Genomic DNA, 19392 nt, shown 5'->3' with positions numbered 1-19392 from the left:
GGGCGGCGCCAAGCAGCATCGGTCGATGCCGGCGCGATCCGAAAGCCCCTAGGACAACCGTAGTCGAGCCCCCATGACGAGCCTGTCGAACAGCCTGTCCGCTGACGCCGAGCCGCACCCGGTCACGATGGCCGTCGGCGGCGAAGTCTCCGACTTCTTCGCCCTGCTGAAGCCCCGGGTGATGGTGCTGGTGATCTTCACCGCCCTCGTCGGCATGGCGGTGTCGAACGTCCACATCCAGCCCGTGGTGGGGTCGATCTCGCTCCTGATGATCGCCGTCGGCGCCGGCGCGTCCGGCTGCCTCAACATGTGGTGGGACGCCGATATCGACGCGGTGATGACCCGCACGGCCAAGCGGCCGATCCCGGATGGGCGCATCCAGCCGGGCGAGGCCCTCGCCTTCGGCATCGTGCTGTCGGTGGGCTCCGTCCTCGTCCTCGGCCTCGCCTCCAACTGGCTCGCCGCAGGGCTCCTGGCCTTCACCATCGTGTTCTACGCGGTCTTCTATTCCATGTGGCTGAAGCGCGCGACGCCGCAGAACATCGTCATCGGCGGTGCGGCCGGCGCCCTCCCCCCGATCATCGGTCAGGCCGTGGTCACGGGTACGGTGGGCATCGAATCCATCGTCCTGTTCCTCATCATCTTCATCTGGACGCCGCCGCACTTCTGGGCGCTAGCCCTCATCAAGTCGGGTGAGTACGCCAAGGCCGGCATCCCGATGATGCCGAATGTCGCCGGGCCGCAATCGACCCGCCGTCAGATCATTTACTATTCCCTCATCCTGTTCCCCATCGGCCTCGCCCCCGTCTTCCTCGGGTTCGGCGGCCTGCTCTACGGCGTGACCGCCCTCCTGGGCGGCCTCGGCATGCTGGCCTTCAGCGTCCACGTCTTCCGCAACCGCGAGGGCGAAGCGGAGCGCAAGGCGGCGCTGGGGATGTTCGGTTTCTCGATCCTCTACCTGTTCCTCCTGTTCTCGGCCCTGCTGTCCGAGCACAGCCTCGGCCTGTTCCGCGCGGTGATCGCATGATCGAGCCCCGGCCCCGGCCCCTGACGCCGGAGGAAACGCAGCGGCGCCGCAAACGGTCACTGGCCATCGCGGCGGTCCTGTTCACCCTGGTGGCGATCTTCTACGTGCTGACCATCGCGAAGCTCGGACCTCAGGTCCTCAATCGCGCGCTGTGAGGCGCGGCGACGGAGATACCATGACCGACCGCTCCCCATCGACCCGCAAGGCCGCCGTCACGGCCTTCGCCTGCGCCGGCATCGCCTTCGGGATGATCGGCCTCGCCTTCGCGTCGGTGCCGCTCTACAACCTCTTCTGCAAGGCGACGGGCTTCGACGGCACGCCGCGCCAGGGCTCCGCGCCGGCAGCGGCCGCGACCGACGACACGATGCTCGTCCGGTTCGACACCAATGTCGCCTCGGGTCTGCCCTGGCGCTTCCAGGCCGAGTCGCCTCAGGTCGCGGTGCATCTCGGGGAGACCAAGACGGTGTTCTTCCGCGTGAAGAACACCGGTTCGACGCCCTCCACCGGCATCGCGACCTTCAATGTCCAGCCGGGCCTGATGGGTGCCTACTTCGTCAAGATCGAGTGCTTCTGCTTCAATGAGCAGACTCTGCAGCCGGGCGAAGCCATGGATTTTCCGGTGGTGTTCTACATCGATCCCGCCCTGCGGCAGGATTCGAACACCGCGCATCTCAGCGAGATGACGCTGTCCTACACCTACTTCGCCTCGAAGAACGGGCAGCCCACGGCCGCGCTTGCGACACCAGGCGGCACGCAGAAGAAGTCGAATTTTTGACGCTCCGGCCCTGTTTTCAATGCCCCAAGCGTGACAAGAGAGCGCCGGGCTGATTAAGGGTTTGAGCGTCGAGACCGGGTATCCGGTCCAACCGAAACAACGAGAGAGCCCTGGAACCGCATCGCGGTCGGGGGCCTGGGGTCAGGAGAGACGTTGAGATGGCCGAGGCGCACGCCAAGAACCACGATTACCACATTCTCGCCCCGAGCCCGTGGCCGCTGATTGGCGCCTTCTCCGGCTTCCTGATGGCGTTCGGCGCCGTCTTCTGGATGAAGAGCCTCACCATCGGCACCCTCGCGCCGGGCGCCTACATCTTCGGGGCCGGCACCCTCGGCGTTCTCTACACCATGTATGCCTGGTGGAAGGACGTGGTGCACGAGGCCAATCAGGGCGACCACACCCGGGTGGTGCAGCTCCATCACCGCTACGGCATGATCATGTTCATCGCCTCCGAGGTGATGTTCTTCGCCGCGTGGTTCTGGGCCTATTTCGAGGCGGCTCTCTACACCGCCGACCCGATCCAGGCGACCCGCGTCGACTTCACCGGGGGCACCTGGCCGCCGAAGGGCATCGAGGCGTTCGATCCCTGGCACCTGCCGCTCCTGAACACCCTGATCCTGCTCACCTCGGGCACCACCATCACCTGGGCCCACCATGCCCTGCTGAACGACGACCGGAAGGGTCTGAAGTACGGCCTGTGGCTGACGATCATCCTCGGTGTGCTGTTCTCGGCTTGCCAGGCCTACGAGTATGCCCACGCCCATTTCGGCTTCTCGGGCAGCATCTACTCGGCGACCTTCTTCATGGCGACGGGCTTCCACGGCTTCCACGTCATCATCGGAACGATCTTCCTCGCGATCTGCCTCTACCGCGCCTATCTCGGCCAGTTCACCGTGCGTCAGCACCTCGGCTTCGAGTTCGCCGCCTGGTATTGGCACTTCGTCGACGTGGTGTGGCTGTTCCTGTTCGCTTCCATCTACGTCTGGGGTTCGGGTGTCGGCCACGCCGCTCACTGACCGTTCGCAGTCCCGCACTGCATGAGAGCCATGAAAGGGCGGCGCGAGCCGCCCTTTCGCATGTGGAAGACAATTCTGTCCCCATATCCTATCGAGCCCGTATGATGGGGGCTTGAGGAGTACGCATCTTGGACGCAACGCGGCCGCTTCCCCCGCCTATTCCCACCGGCCTGCGCGGCCGCTGCCCCCGTTGCGGCGAGGGCCACATGTTCAACGGATTCCTGACCTTCGCGCCGTCCTGCGAAGCCTGCGGCCTCGACTATTCGAACTTCAATTCCGGCGACGGCCCGGCCTTCTTCGTCATGTCCATCGTGGGTACCGTCGTGGTCGGTCTCGCCCTGTGGCTGGAGATCGCCTACGAGCCGCCCATCTGGGTCCATGCCCTCGTGGCCGGCACCCTGTCCGTGGGCCTGAGCCTCGCCATCATCCGCCCCCTCAAGGGCGTGCTCGCTGCCCTGCAATTCGCCAACAAGGCCGAGCAGGGACGCTTCCGCTAGTGCCCGCCATTCGGCCCGGCGCCGCGCGCGCCCTCCTGGCGCCCGGTCTCGCTTCCCTGATCTGCCTTGCGATCCTCCTCGGCCTCGGCGTGTGGCAGCTCGACCGCAAGGGACAGAAGGAGGCGCTCATCGCCCGTATCCTGGCTCGTTCGCAGGTGGAGCCGCCCGGCGCGCTGCCCCTCGCGGCCGCCTGGAATCCCGAGACGGACGAGTTCCGCCGGGTTCGGGTCACCGGCACGCTCCTGAACGACCGCGAGACCCTCGTGCACGGTCTGGCGGCCGGCGCCACGCCGGGCCGCGCCCTGCAGGGCTACTACGTTCTGACGCCGCTGCAACTTCGGGAGGGCGGGACGGTCCTGGTCAATCGCGGTTTCATCCCGACCGAGCTCAAGGCGCCGACGAGCCGCGCCGCGGGCCAAGTCTCCGGCGAGACCACGATCACCGGCATCCTCAGGGGTTCCGAACCCCGCACCCTATTCGTACCGGCCCCCGATCCGGCTCGCCACGAGTGGTTCAACCGCGACATCGCGGGCATCAGCGCGGCTGCCGGCATCGCCGATCCCCTCCCCTACCTCGTCGAGGCCGACGCCACACTCAATCCCGGCGGCTGGCCCAAGGGGGGGCAGTTGCGCGTCGATCTGCCGAACAACCACCTGCAATACGCCTTCACGTGGTTCGGCATCGCCGCCTGCCTCATCGGCGTCTTCGGGGTTTTCGCATGGAAGCGCCTGTTCGATCCGAACGACACGGCCTGAGGCGGCCGAGGGCAGCGGTTGCCCGCGACGGCGGGCGCCCTATTCTCGAAAAGGAGAAATCCTCGGAGCCCCGCCCATGCGCGCCGCGATCCCGCTTCTGGTCCTCGGTCTCACCATGGGCACGGCTTACGCCGCCGACGAAGCCGATCGGGACGCCGCCCGCGCCACCGTCACGCGCCAGATCGAGGCGTTCCGCAAGGACGACGCGACCACCGCCTACGCTCAGGCCGCGCCTGCGATCCAGGGGATGTTCCCCTCCCCCGATACCTTCCTGGCCATGGTTCGGCAGGGTTACGCCGCCGTTTATCGCGCCCGCAGCTTTAAGATCGACCGGGTCGAGGATGTCGGCACGGGCGGCGTCGCCCTCGGGGTTACGGTGCAGGACGAGTCGGGCGCCGATTGGCTCGCCCTCTACACCCTGGAGAAGCAGCCCGACGGCGCCTGGCGCATCACCGGGTGCCAGCTGACGAAGGCGCCGGGCACCAGTGCCTGATCGGCCGCAGGGCGGGTTCGCCATAGGTTTCGACAGGCCGGACGGGTTGGTGTAGATGGAGCCCCTTCCCGGAGGCCCCTTTGCTTCACGTTTCGACCCGCGGCGCCTCTGCGCCCCTCTCGTTCTCCGATGCTCTCCTCGCCGGCCTCGCCCGCGACGGCGGTCTCTACGTGCCGGAGAGCTGGCCTCAGCTTTCGCGGGAGACCATCGCGGGGCTCGCCGGCCTGCGCTATGCCGACGCCGCCAAGATCGTCCTGCGCCCGCTCATCGACGGCGAGATCGAAGACGCCGATCTCGACCGGATGATCGAGGAAGCCTACGCGACGTTCCGGCATCCGGCCGTCTGCCCCCTGACCCAGCTCGACGACAATCTGTTCCTGCTCGAACTCTTCCACGGGCCGACGCTGGCGTTCAAGGACGTGGCGATGCAGCTCCTCGGGCGGCTCATGGACCATGTCCTGCGCGCGCGCGGCACCCGAGCCACCATCGTGGGCGCCACCTCGGGCGATACGGGCTCCGCCGCCGTCGAGGCGTTCCGGGGCCTCGATCAGGTCGACATCTTCATCCTGTTTCCGGAGGGGCGCGTCTCCGAAGTGCAGCGCCGGCAGATGACCTCGGTGGGGGCGGACAACGTCCACGCCATCGCCATCGACGGAAATTTTGACGATTGCCAGAACATCGTCAAAGCCCTGTTCCAGCACGCCGAGTTCGCCGATGCTGTGAAGCTCTCGGGCGTCAACTCCATCAACTGGGCCCGCGTCGCCGCCCAGGCGGTCTACTACTTCACCGCCGCCGTGGCGCTGGGCGCCCCCCACCGGCCGGTCTCGTTCGCCGTGCCCACGGGCAATTTCGGCGACATCCTTGCCGGCTGGGTCGCCAAGCGCATGGGCCTGCCCATCGAGCGTCTGATGATCGGCACCAACGCCAACGACATCCTGGCCCGCACCCTGGAGCACGGGGCCTACGAGGTCCGGGGCGTCCAGCCCACCACCTCGCCGTCCATGGACATCCAGATCTCCTCGAACTTCGAACGGCTGCTGTTCGAGGCCCTGGGGCGGGATTCTTCGAGCCTTGGGCGCCTCATGGCCGGCCTGAAGCAATCGGGCGGCTTCACCCTCGATCCGGCTGTGCTCGACACCGTCCGCGCCGAATTCGATGCCGCTGCGGTGCCCGAGGACGCCGTGAAGGCCGAGATCGCCCGAACCTTCGCGGAGACGGGTCAGGTCATCGATCCGCACAGCGCCATCGGGGTCCATGCCGGGCGCCAACTCCTTGATCGGGACCCGCGCACACCCGTCGTGGCGCTTGCCACGGCGCACGCCGCGAAGTTCCCGGATGCGGTGTCCGAGGCCGTGGGCGGCGCACGCCCGGCCCTGCCGCCTCACCTCGCCGACCTCCTCGACCGCAAGGAGACGTTCTCGCGCCTCGCCAACGATCAGGCGGCGGTGGAGAATTTCATCCGCACCCACGCCCGCATCACCAAGGCCGGCTGACGCCATGAACCAGCACTTCGCCACCCACGGCGCCTCCCCCGACCTGCGGATCACCCGCCTCGACAACGGGGTCACCGTCGTGACGGAGGCGATGCCGGGTGTCGCCACGGCGACCCTCGGCGTCTGGGTCGGCGCGGGCTCGCGCCACGAGCGGCCCGAGGAGAGCGGCCTCAGCCATCTCATCGAGCATATGGCGTTCAAGGGCACCAAGACGCGTTCGGCCCGGCGCATCGCCGAGGACATCGAGAATGTCGGCGGCGACATCAATGCCGCCACCAGCGCCGAGGGCACGAGCTACACCGCCCGGGTGCTGGGCGAGGATGCCGGCGTCGCCCTCGACGTCATCGGCGACATCCTCACCGACTCGGTGTTCGACGCCGGTGAGCTCGCCCGCGAGAAGAGCGTGATCCTGCAGGAATACGCCGCCATCGAGGACACGCCCGACGACGTGGTTTACGAGGCTTTCACGGAAGCCGCGTTCCCGGACCAGCCCATGGGTCGCCCCATCATCGGCCGGCCGGAAACCATCAACAGCTTCGACCGCGCGGCCATCGAAGCCTACATCGCCCGCGAATACACGCCGGACCGCATCGTCCTGGCGGCGGCCGGCGCCATCGGGCACGACGCCATCGTGGACGCGGCGCAACATCATTTCGGCAGCCTAGCGTCAGCGATCCCGCCCGAGACCGTGCCGGGTGTCTATGGCGGCGGTGAGAAGCGCATCCAGAAGAAGCTCGAGCAGGCCAACGTGGTTCTCGGACTGCCCGGCCTCTCGTTTCGCGATCCGGACTACTACGCCCTCCACATGTTCACCCAGGTGCTCGGCGGCGGCCTAACCTCGCGCCTCTGGCACGAGGTGCGCGAAACTCGAGGGCTCGCCTACGAGATCCAGGCGTTCCACTGGGCGTTCCACGATTGCGGCCTGTTCGGCATCGGCGCCGGGACCTCGGGCGGCGATCTCGGCCAACTCGTGGACGTGACCCTGGAAGCCACCACGCGCGCGGCCCGCGACGCCGACACCATCGAGGTCGCCCGCGCCAAGGCGCAGCTGAAGGTTTCTCTCCTGTCCGCCCTCGAAACGCCGGGTGGGCGCATCGAGCGCAACGCCCGGCAGATCCTGGCCTGGGGTCGGGTGATTCCGGCGAGCGAGGTCATCGCCAAGGTCGACGCCGTCACCGTCGAGGATGTCCGCGCCGCCGGCGTGAAGCTCCTCTCCGGCGCCCCGACCCTCGCGGCCATCGGCCCGATCAAGAAGCTGCCGCCCCTGGAGCGGATCGCCGCCGCCTTGCGCGCCGCGTGAGGATCGCGGCCACGGCTTGTTTTAGCCGCAAAGGAACGTGATCCAGCGGACACGCCGCCCGCGGCAAGAATCCGTGGGCGCTTTCGCTCAGGCCAGTTCCCCGCCTTGTCGGTGGAGGGCGCCGCCGATACGACTCAGGTCCTCGACCTGAGCCGTAGACGTCTTACAGCCCCGACCGGCCGGAACCTTCGCCCGTTGCGTCAGATCTTTCTCGTCATCACCGCCATCCTCGCGGCCCTGTTCGGTGCCTTCGGCCTCTCGGCGCCGGCGCAAGCCGTCGAAGCCGTGCGCGTCACCCTCGACGCCCCGGCCATCGACCTGACGCCGATGATCGAGCGCTATCGCTCGGACGGTGACCTCATCCAGATCTCCACGGCGCCGGGGAAGGACGGGATCGTCCGCCGCATCGTCGTCAAGGCGCGCGACACGGGTGCCCGTCCCGACTGGATGGTGTTCGCCCTCACCAACGACACCGACGAGCAGATCGACCGTGTCCTCGTCGCCCCGCATTTCCGCCTCGTCGGCTCGGGCGTGATCTGGCCGGATCTCGGCGGCTCGCGCATCGCCGCCATCACGGCGAGTCAGGGTATCCGCCCGGAACGCGACGAGAATCCGGAGGCGGACCAGTTCGTCATCACCCTCGATCCCGGCGCCACCGTCACGTACGTGGCCGAGCTGCGCGGGCCTAACATTCCCCAGGTCTACCTCTGGGACCAGGAAGCCTATCGCAAGAAATCCACCGGCCTGACCCTCTACAAGGGCATCATCATCGGCATCGCCGGCCTACTGGCTTTGTTCCTGACGATCATCTTCGTGGTCAAGGGCGCGATCATCTTCCCCGCCGCCGCCGCCCTGGCGTGGTCGGTGCTGGCCTATGCCTGTATCGATTTCGGCTTCCTTCAGCGCGTCCTGCCCGTCACCGAGGTGGCGGAGCGGATCTACCGCGCCTCGGCCGAGGCGGTGCTCGGTGCCACCCTGCTGGTGTTCCTGTTCGCTTACCTCAACCTCAGCCGCTGGCATGTGCGCTACAGCCATGTTGCTTTCTTCTGGCTCGCGTTCCTCGCCGGCCTCGTAGCCCTCGCGGTATTCGATCCGCCCGTGGCCGCCGGGGTGGCGCGCATCTCCATCGCGGCGGTGGCCGGCGTCGGCCTCCTCCTCATCGTCTATCTCGCCGCCCATAACGGCTACGACCGGGCGATCCTGCTGATCCCGACCTGGCTTCTCCTCCTCGTCTGGGTGGTGGCGGCGGGCTTCGCCATCACCGGGCAGATCGGGTCGGATCTCGTGCAGCCGGCCCTCATCGGCGGCCTCGTCCTCATCGTCATGCTCATCGGCTTCACGGTGATGCAGCACGCCTTCGCGGGCGGAGGTCTCACCCATGCCCTGGTCTCCGACACCGAGCGCCGGGCCCTGGCCCTCACGGGGGCCGGCGACGTGGTGTTCGATTGGGACGTCCCCGGCGACCGCGTCTTCGCCGGCCAGGAGATCGAGGGGCAGCTCGGCCTCAAGCGCGGCGCCCTCGAAGGCCCGGCGGTGAACTGGCTCGCCCTCGTGCATCCCTTCGACGTCGAGCGGTATTCGGCGGCCCTCGATACGATCATCGAAGAACGGCGCGGCCGGATCGTCCACGATTTCCGCCTGCGCTCCACCGCCGGCCCGTATTACTGGTACCGCCTCAAGGCACGGCCGGTGATCGGCACCGACGGTGAGGTGGTTCGGGTGGTGGGCACCATCTCGGACGTCACCGAAGCGCGCACGGCCGAGGAACGGCTCCTGCACGATGCCGTGCACGACAGCCTCACCGGCCTGCCGAACCGCGAATTGTTCAAGGACCGTCTCGACGCCGCCTTGGCCTTCGCCAGCCAGGACCCACGGCTGAAGCCGACCACCATCGTCCTCGATATCGACCGGTTCAAAGCCATCAACGACGCCATCGGCCTGTCCGCCGGCGATTCGATTCTTCTCACCCTGTCGCGCCGCCTCGGCCGGCTCCTGCGACCGCAGGATTCCCTCGCCCGGGTGGCCGGCGACGAATTCGCCCTCATCCTCCTGTCGGAGCGCGAGCCGGAGCGGATCCTCGCCTTCGCCGAGATGATCCGCAAAGCCATCGCGACGCCGATCACCTACGCCGATCGGGAGATCTTCCTCACGGTCTCCGTGGGCCTGGTGCTGCACGAGGTGGCGGCCAACACGAAGCGCGACGTGGTGTTCAAGAACGCCGAGATCGCCATGATCCAGGCTAAGCGCGGCGGCGGCGACCGCATCGAAGTCTACCGCTCCGATATGCACACCGAGCGCAGCGACCGCCTGATGCTCGAAGGCGACCTGCGCCGATCCATCGAGCGCAACGAGATGAAGGTGCTGTTCCAGCCCATCGTCCGGCTCGAGGACCGCACCGTGGCGGGCTTCGAGACCCTGCTGCGCTGGGACCATCCCCGCCTCGGGCGCATCCCGGCCGCGACCTTCATGCCGGTGGCCGAGGAATGCGGCTTCATCGTCAATCTCGGCGTCTTCGCCCTCGAGCGCACGGCCCTCGAACTCGCCGCGTGGCAACGCTCCCTCGACGTGGAGCCGCCGATCTTCGCCACCGTCAATATGTCGTCGCGCCAGATCCTGCGTCACGACCTCCTGCACGATGTGAAGACCACCCTGGCCCGCTCCGGCGTGCTGCCCGGCTCCCTCAAGCTCGAACTCACCGAGAACCTGGTGATGGAGAACCCGGAATACGCCGCCCAGATGCTCGCCCGCATCCAAGACCTCGGCGCCGGCCTGTCCCTGGACGATTTCGGCACCGGCTACTCGGCGCTCTCGTATCTCCAGCGGTTCCCCTTCGACACCATCAAGATCGACCAGTCCTTCGTTCGCCAGATGGCGACGGGGCGCACGGCAATTCTTCGCTCCATCGTGAAGATGGCCCAGGAACTCGGCCTCGCCATCGTGGCCGAGGGTGCGGAATCCGAAGCCGACGCGCAGGCCCTCGCCGAACTCGGCTGCGAGTATGCGCAGGGCTTCGCCTTCGGCGAGCCGATGTCGATGCTCCAGGCCCGGCAGCTCCTCGGGGCGGCCCCGGAGGCCGCCTGACCCGGCAGCGATCGTCGCCGCAGCGTCCTTTTCACGAGACTGCGACGGATGGATTTAAGGCTCCCTTAACCATGATCCGCCATTGTCCCATGACGGTAGGCCGGGTTCGAATGGCCGTGCGAGGGGGATCAGTTGATGGCCGAAGCCGCATTCAAGGATGAGGACGGCTCCGAGTCCGAGATGGTCCGGCGCCTGATGGCCCGGTCGTTACGCCTCGTCGAGGCCCCCGTCGCCGAGCCCGACGCGCACCGGCCGCCGCCCCTGGCGTTCCTTCGCGACCGGGCTCCGCCGCCATCCGCAGAGCTCGAGCGCCTCAAGACCGAACTCATGGTCATGAAGGCCGTGCTGCGCGCCCAACAGACCGAGGTTGTCCAGCTCCGCGCCTGCGTCGCCGCCCTGGCCACTTCCGAGTCGGAAGAACTGACCCCCGAGGCGCAAGCCGTGCAGCTGCGCTGGGCGGCCCTCGTCGACCGTCTCCTGAACCTTTCGCACTGATTGCATTTCCGCGACGCCCGATGCGCCGCCTGGCCCCATTCGAGGGATGACGATGAGCGCCCGCTGCTCCCTCGTGGTGAACGGCAAGTCCGTCCGGATCTCCACGGGTGACACTCCCCTGGAAGCCGCCCTGGCGGATGGTGTCATCGCCGCGCCGCCCGGTCTTCTCGGCCAGGGGGCCGGCCCCCTGCCCCGCAGGTCGCAAGCCCGTGGCCACCGCTCCGAGGCGATGAAGGTCGCCGCACCGCGTCCCGGCCTCGTCGAGCGACCCGACTCGCTCGCCGCTCCGGTGGTCAAGCCGGTGCCGGTCCAGAAACGCTCCGGCACCGTCACGCAGATCCTGCCCCTCAGCGCCCACACTCTCGAGGTGGTGGTGACGATCACCAAGCGCCTGGCCTTCGAACCGGGGCATGGCGTGGTGGTGACCTTCGAGGGTTTCGAGCCCGTGACCCTCTATCCGACCCTGCGGATCGACGGCGCGGCCGAGCTCAACGAACTCGTCTTCCATGTGCGCTTGACCGGCGACCGCTCGGCCCTGCCCGACGCGTTCGGGGAGGAAATCGTCCTCGACCATCCCGTGAAAATCAAGGGGCCGGTGGGGCGGGGCTTCTATCGCCCCGGTGGCGGCCGTCTCGTCCTGGTCGCGGCCGAAACCGGGTTCGCGCCGATCTGGTCCATCGCCCGCGCCGCCCGCTACATCGAGCCGGCCCGCGAAGTGGCGATCCATGTCGGCGCCCGCGATCCCCTGGACCTCTACATGCGGCCATCCTTCGACTGGCTCCGCGCCACGGGCGTCGGCCGCCTCGTCCTCGTCGCCGACCGTAGCCGCCAGCGCCCGCCGGACGTTCGCCCCGGCCCCCTCACAGCCCATCTGCCGTCCCTGCGCAGCACCGACGTGGTCCATGTCGCGGGCGATGCCTCCACGGTGGGCGCCGTCGAGGTTCTGGCCGCCGCCGCCGGCGCCCGGTGCTACCCGATTCTCCTCGACGCCAAGCCCTGACGACGCGACCCGGCCCCATCGTCGAGGGGGCCGGGCTTTGCGTCGGCCTATTCCCGGTCGAGCTGTCGCACGGCGCCGCGCGCCGCGCTGGTCGCCAGCATGGCGTAGGCGCGCAGGGCCGTGGTGACCCGACGCTTGCGCGGCTCGGCCGGCTTCCATCCGGCCGCGTCCTGTGCGGCGCGGCGTCGTTGGAGTTCGGCATCGTCCACGGCGAGGTGAATGCTGCGGTTGGGAATGTCGATCTCGATCCGGTCGCCATCCTGCACGAGGCCGATGAGACCGCCCTCCGCCGCCTCCGGCGAGACGTGGCCGATGGAGAGGCCCGAGGAGCCGCCCGAGAATCGACCGTCGGTGACGAGGGCGCAGGCTTTGCCGAGGCCCTTCGATTTCAGGTAGCTCGTCGGATAGAGCATCTCCTGCATGCCGGGACCGCCGCGCGGCCCCTCATAGCGGATCAGCACCACCTCGCCGGCCTTGACCCGTCCGTTGAGGATGGCATCCACGGAGGCGTCCTGGCTCTCGAACACCCGGGCGGTGCCGGTGAAGGTGAGAATCGAGGCGTCCACGCCCGCCGTCTTCACGATGCAACCGTCGAGGGCGAGGTTGCCGAACAGCACGGCGAGGCCGCCATCCTGCGAATAGGCATGGGCCGCCTCGCGGATCACGCCGCCCGTGCGGTCGAGGTCGAGATCCTCCCAGCGCGCCGACTGGCTGAAGGCGACCTGGGTCGGCACGCCGCCGGGCGCCGCCTTGTAGAAGTCCGACACCGTGGCGCTGCCCGTACGCCGAACGTCCCAACGGTCGAGGGCCTCCCCGAGGGTCCCGGAATGGACGCTGCCGGCCTTCGTGTCGATGAGGCCGGCCCGGTCGAGTTCGCCGAGGATCGCCATGATGCCGCCGGCCCGGTGCACGTCCTCCATGTGGACATCGGCCACGGCCGGCGCGACCTTGCACAGGACCGGCACGCGCCGGGACAGCCGGTCGATATCCGCCATGGTGAAGGGCACCTCCGCCTCGTGGGCGGCAGCCAGAAGATGCAGCACGGTGTTGGTCGAGCCGCCCATGGCGATGTCGAGGGTCATGGCGTTCTCGAAAGCTGAGAAGCCGGCGACGGAGCGGGGCAGGACGCTGGAATCGTCGCCCTCATAGTAGCGCTTGGCGAGGTCGACGATGAGGTGACCGGCCTCGACGAACAGACGCCGGCGGTCCGCATGAGTCGCCAGAACCGAGCCGTTGCCCGGCAGCGACAGGCCGAGAGCCTCCGTGAGGCAGTTCATCGAATTGGCCGTGAACATGCCCGAACAGGAGCCACAGGTCGGGCAGGCCGAGCGCTCGATGGCGGCCACGTCCTCGTCCGACACCCGGTCGTCGGCGGCCGCCACCATGGCGTCGACGAGATCGAGCTTCTTGATGACGCCCTTCAACTGAACCTTGCCGGCCTCCATGGGACCGCCCGAGACGAACACCGCCGGAATGTTGAGGCGGAGCGCCGCCATCAGCATGCCGGGGGTGATCTTGTCGCAGTTGGAGATGCACACCATCGCGTCAGCGCAGTGGGCGTTGACCATGTACTCGACGGAATCGGCGATGAGCTCGCGCGAGGGGAGCGAGTACAGCATCCCATCATGGCCCATGGCGATGCCGTCATCGACCGCGATGGTGTTGAATTCCTTAGCGACGCCCCCGGCAGCCTCGATCTCGCGGGCGACGAGCTGGCCGAGATCCTTGAGGTGGACGTGGCCAGGAACGAACTGGGTGAAGGAATTCACCACGGCGATGATCGGCTTGCCGAAATCGCCGTCCTTCATGCCGGTGGCGCGCCACAGGCCGCGGGCGCCGGCCATGTTGCGGCCATGGGTGGTGGTGCGGGAACGATAGGCAGGCATCGCATCTCTCTCTGTTCAGCCGGCTTTTGCGGGCGAGAGGCGATGCGGCGCAAGGGCCTTCGTGGAATGTCTCCAGACAGATTCAGCCTTCGTCGCCGAGCCGAGACGAAGGCCGATGGTTCAGGCGGCCCGTGCCCGCAGGGAAGCGCCGTTGCCGAAGGCGCGGGCATAGAGGGAGGCGTAGGTAACAGCCGCCTCGTCCCACCCGAAGGTGCGCGACATGGCCGTGCGGCGCATGGCGTTGAGGCGCTTCTTCTGACCGAAGGTATCGAGGGCTCGCCGAACCGCGCTTGCGAAGCCGCAGGCGGTGGCTTCGCCGAAGGTGAAGCCGGTCACGCCGTCCTCCACCGTATCGGCAAGGCCGCCGGTGCGGTGCACGATGGGCAGGGAGCCGAAACGCTGAGCATACATCTGCGCGAGGCCGCACGGTTCGAAACGCGACGGCATCAGGAGAAAGTCGCTGCCGGCGAACATCCGGCGGGCATCCTGCTCGTTGAAGCCGACATGGACGCCGACGGAATCGGGATGACGCCGGGAGAGATCGCGCAGCGCGTCCTCGAACCGGCTCTCGCCCTGACCGATCACCACGAGCTGACCGCCCTCGGCGACGATGGTCTCGGCGGCGCCGAGACTCAGGTCGATCCCCTTCTGGTGGACGAGGCGGGACACGATGGCGAAGAGCGGACCGCGCGACACGGCGAGGCCGAACTGGCGGCGCACGGTCTCGGCGTTGGCGCGCTTGCCCTTCCAATCGTCCGCCTCGAAGCGGGTGGCGAGGTGGGGGTCCGTGCGGGGATCCCAGCTCTCGTCGATGCCGTTGAGGATGCCGGCGAGGCGGCCCTGCGCGGCGCGGGTGCGCAGGAGACCGTCGAGGCCGCAGCCGGCGCCCGGCGTGGTGATCTCCCGGGCGTAGGTGTCACTCACCGTGGTGACGTGCGAGGCGTAGTAGAGACCCGCCTTGAGGAACGAGAATTGCCCGTAGAACTCGACGCCGTCCATCTGGAAGGCGTGGTCTGGCACGCCGAGGCGGCCGAGGGCGTCACGGGAGAAAAGGCCCTGATAGGCGAGGTTGTGGACGGTGAGGATGCTCGGGACCCGCAGGCCGGCCCAAGCGAGGTAGGCCGGGGCCAGGGCGGCCTGCCAATCGTTGAGATGGAGGAGGTCGGCGCTCCAGGCAGGGTCGGCGCCGCGCGCGATTTCAGCGGCCGCGAGACTCAGGCGAGCGAAGCGCAGATCGTTGTCATGGAAATCACCCTGGCCGTCGCCGTAGGGCGTGCCGTCGCGCTGGTAGAGTTCGGGGCTGAGAAGCACATAGATCTGCAGGCCGTCCCCGGTCTCGACGAGGCCCAGTTCGCAGGGCGGGATGCCGGCGTGGCCGGGCAGCTGCCCGACGACGGGGATGTGGTCGAACCGCTCCACGACTTGGCGATAGCCGGGGATGAGGATGCGGATATCGTAGTGCCGTCGAAGAGCGCGCGGCAGTGAGGCGGCGACCTCGCCGAGACCACCTGTCTTGACGAAATCCGCCATTTCCGGCGTGGCAAAGAGAATACGGGGCTGATGAAGGGGGGGCGCCTGGTTCGCGAAGAGACCGGAGGCAGGGGTGTCGGACGAGGCCGGCGATAGCATGAAATCCCGGCCACTTTGGGCTGTTCGTGCGTTCCGGGCAGAATTGCCCGCAATCAAAGACACCATCATGAACGCCCCCGGAATGCGTTGGTTCCGCTGCGACGCACAATCTAAGCCATAAATTTGGTTACCGCTTTCCTGCTATTTCGGCAATGCAACAGGCTGGCGTCGCAAAAAATTCAGGAGGGGTTCAGAGTCGCGGGCGCGCGCGACATTTGCCCGCATAATCATGCGCCCTCCTGCGGGCCCTGCGCAGAATGAGCAGGTCCGCCATGGTCGGCGACGTTCGAGAACGGACCGTCGCATGGTTCGCCAGACCCACGACGAGCCCCTGCGCCGACCGGGCACAACCTGCCTGCGAAATGTTCAGGTTCGCCGAGGTCGCTCAGAATCGCATCACGAAACCTTCCTTGCATACAAGATTGGCACGCTGAGTATGCGAGATTAAGCCGATCTTCGGAATTATGACGCTTGGCTGCGCACCCATGCCGCATTCACCCAACCTTCAACCAATCCCTGTCTCATTGTCGCGCCGATTCGATGCGACGGATGATGGAACCGTACCGAAGGGTTCGGCCCTATTCGCACGGGCGGAATGAGGGCTCGCTGCCATGGAGCATCGACCCCGCGCCGCGTGACTTGAACACTTAACGGACGTGGAACCGCGACGGTTCTCGCCCGGGAGCTTTGAGGGGGATCGTGACGTGTGGAATGAGAAGCTGACCGCGCCGGGGAACGCCGAGGATGCGACCATTGCCGAGGCTGTGCATCGCACGGCGGCGGGCGCTCCTGACCAGGCACCCGCCCAGCCGTTCGCACGGGCCACACCGGTCACCGCCCCGTCGAGCGCCGCCGTGGCGGAGTTGCGCGAAGCGATCCTGGCCAAGCTCGCCTATGCCATTGGCAAGACGCCCCAGACGGCCCGCGAGCGCGACTGGTTCGCCGCCACCGCCCTGGCCCTACGGGACCGCATCGTCGACGCCTGTCGGGCGGGCGCAGGACAGGTGCCGAACAAGCGGGTCTATTATCTCTCCCTCGAATTCCTCATCGGCCGTCTCCTGTCGGACGCCATGAACAACCTCGGCCTCGTCGAGACCACGCGGGCCGCCCTGCGCGACCTCGGGATCGAACTCGATTCCGTCGAGGGCGCCGAACCCGACGCGGCCCTGGGCAATGGCGGCCTCGGGCGTCTCGCGGCTTGCTTCATCGAGAGCATGGCGAGCCTGTCGATTCCGGCCATCGGCTACGGCATCCGCTACGACCACGGCCTGTTCCGGCAATCCCTGGAGGATGGCTGGCAGAAGGAGGCACCCGAGACCTGGCTCGCCGAGGGCAACCCCTGGGAGTTCGTGCGCCCGGAGGCGACCTACACCATTGGCTTCGGCGGCCACGTCACCATGCAGTCGGTGTCGGAGGGGGTCATTCGACGCCAATGGCATCCGGCCGAGACCGTCCGGGCGGTCGCCCACGACGTGCCGGTGGTGGGCTGGCGCGGGCGCCACGTGAACACCCTGCGTCTGTGGAAGGCCGAGGCCGAGACCCCCGTCGAGCTCGCCCGCTTCAACGGCGGCGACCATGTCGGAGCCGTGGCGGCGCGGGCCCGCGTCGAGGCGATTTCGCGGGTGCTCTATCCGAGCGATTCGTCGGAAGCCGGCCAGGAGCTGCGCCTGCGCCAGGAATACTTCTTCACCTCCGCTTCCCTGCAGGATCTCGTGCGCCGGCATGTGGGCGAGCGCGGCGACCTGCGCTCCCTGCCCGACCACGCCGCGATCCAGCTCAATGACACCCATCCGGCCATCGCCGTGCCGGAACTGATGCGGCTCCTCATCGACGACCACGGCCTGACCTGGGAGGATGCCTGGCACGTCACCACGAACACCCTCGGCTACACCAACCACACCCTGCTGCCCGAGGCTCTGGAGACGTGGTCCGTCGATCTCATGGAGCGGGTGCTGCCGCGCCATATGCAGATCATCTACCTCATCAACTGGATGCACCTCGAGGAACAGGGCCGGCACGGGCGCGCGAACGCCGCGCAGCTCGCCTCCGTGTCCCTCATCGAGGAGGCCAACGGCAAGCGTGTCCGCATGGGACACCTCGCCTTCCTCGGGGCGCGTCGGGTCAACGGTGTGTCGGCCCTGCACACGGATCTCATGCGCTCGACGGTGTTCAAGGATCTGCACGCCCTCGACACGGATAAGATCGTCAACAAGACCAACGGCATCACCTTCCGCCGCTGGCTGCACAACTGCAATCCGGAGCTGACGCGGCTCGCCGTCGAGACCGTGGGCGAAGGCGTCCTCGACCGGCCCGAACTCCTGACAGGGCTCGCCGACCACGCCGCCGATGCGGGGTTCCAGGCGCGCTATCGGGCCATGCGCCGGGCGCGCAAGGAGGCTCTCGCGAAGGTGGTGGCCGAGCGCACGGGCATCGCGGTCGATCCCGAGAGCCTGTTCGACGTTCAGATCAAGCGCATCCACGAATACAAGCGCCAGCTCCTCAACGTCATCGAGACCGTGGCGCTGTATCAGGCGATCAAGGCCGAGCCGAACCGCGACTGGACACCGCGGGTGAAGATCTTCGGTGGCAAGGCGGCGCCGAGCTACGTGCAGGCCAAGCTCATCATCAAGCTCGCCTGCGATGTCGCCCGGGTGGCCAATGACGATCCGGACGTAGCCGGCCGCCTCAAGGTAGTATTCCTGCCGAACTATTCGGTGAGTCTCGCCGAAGCGATCATTCCGGCCGCCGATCTCTCCGAGCAGATCTCCACCGCGGGCATGGAGGCGTCGGGCACCGGCAACATGAAGCTGGCCCTGAACGGGGCCCTCACCATCGGGACCCTCGACGGCGCCAACATCGAGATCCGCGACCATGTGGGCCCGGACAACATCTTCATCTTCGGCCTCGATGCCGCCGGGGTCCAGGCCCGGATGGACGAGCCGGATTACGCGAAGGCCGCCATCGCCGCCTCGCCGCGCCTCGCCGCCGCCCTCGACCTCATCGGCTCGGGCGGCTTTTCGCCCGACGATCCGAACCGGTTCCGTCCCATCGTGGACAGCCTCGTCCACGAGGACCGCTATCTCCTGACGGCGGATTTCGACGATTATTGGCGCGCCCAGCGCGCCGTCGACGCCGCCTGGAACGATCCGGCCGCCTGGTGGCGCAAGGCCATCCTCAACACCGCCCGGATGGCGTGGTTCTCCTCCGACCGCTCGATGCGCGAATACGCCGAGGAGATCTGGCGGGTCCGGGTCGCCTGAGGCGAATCACGCGCAACATGGAAAAGCCCGGCCGATGCGAATCGGCCGAGCTTTTTCGAGTCCGGAGGACGGGACGGTCTAATGCGCAGTGCCGAAAGCCGCGTGCAGCAATCCCTGCTGGGCCGCCACCGGGCTCATCACCGGCAGCGCGGCCGGGCGCTCGGCGGTGATCAGGCCATCGAGGTGGAGGATGCGGGCATGCATCCGGCGCGAGCGCACGATGAGATCCTGCAGGCGTGGCGGAAGGAGGCCGAACACGTCGGCCTTGAACGGCTCGGTCGCGGCGAGGCGCACCCGGGTCTTTTCCTCCAAAGCCTCGTCTGGCGTCAGCTCGCCCTCGGCCACGGCGCGCTGCACGAGAAGCCAGGAGGCGATCTGCATGAGCCGGGTCGTGAGACGCATGGTCTCGCCAGCGTAGCTGAGCGTCCCATCCCGGGACATCAGGCGCGATTCCTCCCGGCCCTCGCCGTCGAGGTAGGCCGCAGCCTCCTCGACCAGGGTCATGCCTTCGCGGAACAGCGTTCTGAAGGCGTCGGAGGCGACATAGGTCTCACCGAAATTGACCGAGTCGCGCTCGTCCCGGAATGTCACGTCGAGTCCGTTCATGTTGCCTCCTGCGTGGCGTCCGGCTGACCGATCGTCCGAAAATGGACCATCGCCGTCGCCTTTCCGGTGGGATGTGCAA

Annotated in this window: 16 protein-coding genes; 13 read left to right on the top strand and 3 right to left on the bottom strand. The window is 67.7% G+C overall.

The features are described 5' to 3' along the window. Window positions 1-73 precede the first annotated feature (73 nt). The 12 genes from BM249_RS01105 (at window position 74) to BM249_RS01055 (ending at window position 11932) form a co-directional block, all read left to right on the top strand. Window positions 74-1027 (top strand): heme o synthase, encoded by a 954-nt coding sequence (locus BM249_RS01105; RefSeq protein ID WP_091968038.1) that lies wholly within the window; start codon window positions 74-76, stop codon window positions 1025-1027. Next, window positions 1024-1182 (top strand): hypothetical protein, encoded by a 159-nt coding sequence (locus tag BM249_RS21525; protein ID WP_177232291.1) that lies wholly within the window; start codon window positions 1024-1026, stop codon window positions 1180-1182. Before BM249_RS01105 ends, BM249_RS21525 begins: the two co-directional genes overlap by 4 nt. Window positions 1183-1202: 20 nt before the next feature. Then, window positions 1203-1802 carry a cytochrome c oxidase assembly protein gene (locus tag BM249_RS01100; protein ID WP_091968035.1) on the top strand — a complete coding sequence of 200 codons (600 nt, stop codon included), beginning with the start codon at window positions 1203-1205 and terminating at the stop codon, window positions 1800-1802. A 158-nt stretch (window positions 1803-1960) separates the two neighbouring features. Then, complete coding sequence (locus BM249_RS01095) at window positions 1961-2818, top strand: cytochrome c oxidase subunit 3 (protein ID WP_091968031.1); 858 nt, start codon at window positions 1961-1963, stop codon at window positions 2816-2818. 128 nt (window positions 2819-2946) lie between these two features. Beyond that, window positions 2947-3315: a DUF983 domain-containing protein gene (locus BM249_RS01090; protein WP_244528515.1), complete on the top strand. Its 369-nt coding sequence runs from the start codon at window positions 2947-2949 to the stop codon at window positions 3313-3315. Continuing rightward, window positions 3315-4070: an SURF1 family protein gene (locus BM249_RS01085; RefSeq protein ID WP_091968025.1), complete on the top strand. Its 756-nt coding sequence runs from the start codon at window positions 3315-3317 to the stop codon at window positions 4068-4070. Before BM249_RS01090 ends, BM249_RS01085 begins: the two co-directional genes overlap by 1 nt. 76 nt (window positions 4071-4146) lie before the next feature. Continuing rightward, window positions 4147-4563: a DUF4864 domain-containing protein gene (locus BM249_RS01080; protein WP_091968022.1), complete on the top strand. Its 417-nt coding sequence runs from the start codon at window positions 4147-4149 to the stop codon at window positions 4561-4563. An 80-nt stretch (window positions 4564-4643) separates the two neighbouring features. Continuing rightward, the gene (gene thrC / locus BM249_RS01075; protein WP_091968017.1) at window positions 4644-6056 is read left to right on the top strand and encodes a threonine synthase; all 1413 of its coding nucleotides are present in this window, start codon (window positions 4644-4646) and stop codon (window positions 6054-6056) included. Window positions 6057-6060: 4 nt separating this feature from the next. Next, window positions 6061-7356, top strand: coding sequence for a M16 family metallopeptidase (locus BM249_RS01070; protein WP_091968012.1), 1296 nt, complete (start codon window positions 6061-6063; stop codon window positions 7354-7356). 195 nt (window positions 7357-7551) lie between these two features. Beyond that, window positions 7552-10437: an EAL domain-containing protein gene (locus BM249_RS01065; RefSeq protein WP_091968008.1), complete on the top strand. Its 2886-nt coding sequence runs from the start codon at window positions 7552-7554 to the stop codon at window positions 10435-10437. Between the two features lie 135 nt (window positions 10438-10572). Further along, complete coding sequence (locus BM249_RS01060) at window positions 10573-10932, top strand: hypothetical protein (RefSeq protein ID WP_091968005.1); 360 nt, start codon at window positions 10573-10575, stop codon at window positions 10930-10932. A gap of 52 nt (window positions 10933-10984) precedes the next feature. Then, window positions 10985-11932: a ferredoxin reductase domain-containing protein gene (locus tag BM249_RS01055; protein ID WP_177232290.1), complete on the top strand. Its 948-nt coding sequence runs from the start codon at window positions 10985-10987 to the stop codon at window positions 11930-11932. 47 nt (window positions 11933-11979) lie between these two features. Here the strand turns inward: BM249_RS01055 and ilvD are convergent, their stop codons facing one another. Next, a complete protein-coding gene (gene ilvD, locus BM249_RS01050) occupies window positions 11980-13818 on the bottom strand; it encodes a dihydroxy-acid dehydratase (protein ID WP_091967999.1) in 1839 nt (612 codons plus the stop codon). 120 nt (window positions 13819-13938) lie between these two features. After that, window positions 13939-15447, bottom strand: coding sequence for a glycogen synthase GlgA (gene glgA, locus BM249_RS01045; protein WP_091967996.1), 1509 nt, complete (start codon window positions 15445-15447; stop codon window positions 13939-13941). A gap of 704 nt (window positions 15448-16151) precedes the next feature. Here glgA and BM249_RS01040 point away from each other — a divergent pair. Continuing rightward, window positions 16152-18707 carry a glycogen/starch/alpha-glucan phosphorylase gene (locus BM249_RS01040; RefSeq protein ID WP_425284770.1) on the top strand — a complete coding sequence of 852 codons (2556 nt, stop codon included), beginning with the start codon at window positions 16152-16154 and terminating at the stop codon, window positions 18705-18707. A 78-nt stretch (window positions 18708-18785) separates the two neighbouring features. Here BM249_RS01040 and rcdA read toward each other — a convergent pair whose 3' ends face one another. Next, the gene (rcdA, locus tag BM249_RS01035; RefSeq protein ID WP_091967992.1) at window positions 18786-19313 is read right to left on the bottom strand and encodes a protease adaptor protein RcdA; all 528 of its coding nucleotides are present in this window, start codon (window positions 19311-19313) and stop codon (window positions 18786-18788) included. Window positions 19314-19392 lie beyond the last annotated feature (79 nt).

It is taken from the genome of Methylobacterium gossipiicola, from assembly GCF_900113485.1.
GTDB classification, from domain to species: domain Bacteria; phylum Pseudomonadota; class Alphaproteobacteria; order Rhizobiales; family Beijerinckiaceae; genus Methylobacterium; species Methylobacterium gossipiicola.
Note: the sequence above shows the minus strand (reverse complement) of the source record. Positions and strands in the feature narration are given on the sequence as shown.

What these genes read in the sequence shown, in the direction of transcription:
- ilvD (WP_091967999.1), bottom strand. Translation starts at nt 13,818, where the DNA reads ATGCCTGCCTATCGTTCCCGCACCACCACCCATGGCCGCAACATGGCC.
- BM249_RS01080 (WP_091968022.1), top strand. Translation starts at nt 4,147, where the DNA reads ATGCGCGCCGCGATCCCGCTTCTGGTCCTCGGTCTCACCATGGGCACG.
- BM249_RS01055 (WP_177232290.1), top strand. Translation starts at nt 10,985, where the DNA reads ATGAGCGCCCGCTGCTCCCTCGTGGTGAACGGCAAGTCCGTCCGGATC.
- BM249_RS01105 (WP_091968038.1), top strand. Translation starts at nt 74, where the DNA reads ATGACGAGCCTGTCGAACAGCCTGTCCGCTGACGCCGAGCCGCACCCG.
- BM249_RS01095 (WP_091968031.1), top strand. Translation starts at nt 1,961, where the DNA reads ATGGCCGAGGCGCACGCCAAGAACCACGATTACCACATTCTCGCCCCG.
- BM249_RS21525 (WP_177232291.1), top strand. Translation starts at nt 1,024, where the DNA reads ATGATCGAGCCCCGGCCCCGGCCCCTGACGCCGGAGGAAACGCAGCGG.
- BM249_RS01070 (WP_091968012.1), top strand. Translation starts at nt 6,061, where the DNA reads ATGAACCAGCACTTCGCCACCCACGGCGCCTCCCCCGACCTGCGGATC.
- BM249_RS01100 (WP_091968035.1), top strand. Translation starts at nt 1,203, where the DNA reads ATGACCGACCGCTCCCCATCGACCCGCAAGGCCGCCGTCACGGCCTTC.
- BM249_RS01060 (WP_091968005.1), top strand. Translation starts at nt 10,573, where the DNA reads ATGGCCGAAGCCGCATTCAAGGATGAGGACGGCTCCGAGTCCGAGATG.
- rcdA (WP_091967992.1), bottom strand. Translation starts at nt 19,313, where the DNA reads ATGAACGGACTCGACGTGACATTCCGGGACGAGCGCGACTCGGTCAAT.
- glgA (WP_091967996.1), bottom strand. Translation starts at nt 15,447, where the DNA reads ATGCTATCGCCGGCCTCGTCCGACACCCCTGCCTCCGGTCTCTTCGCG.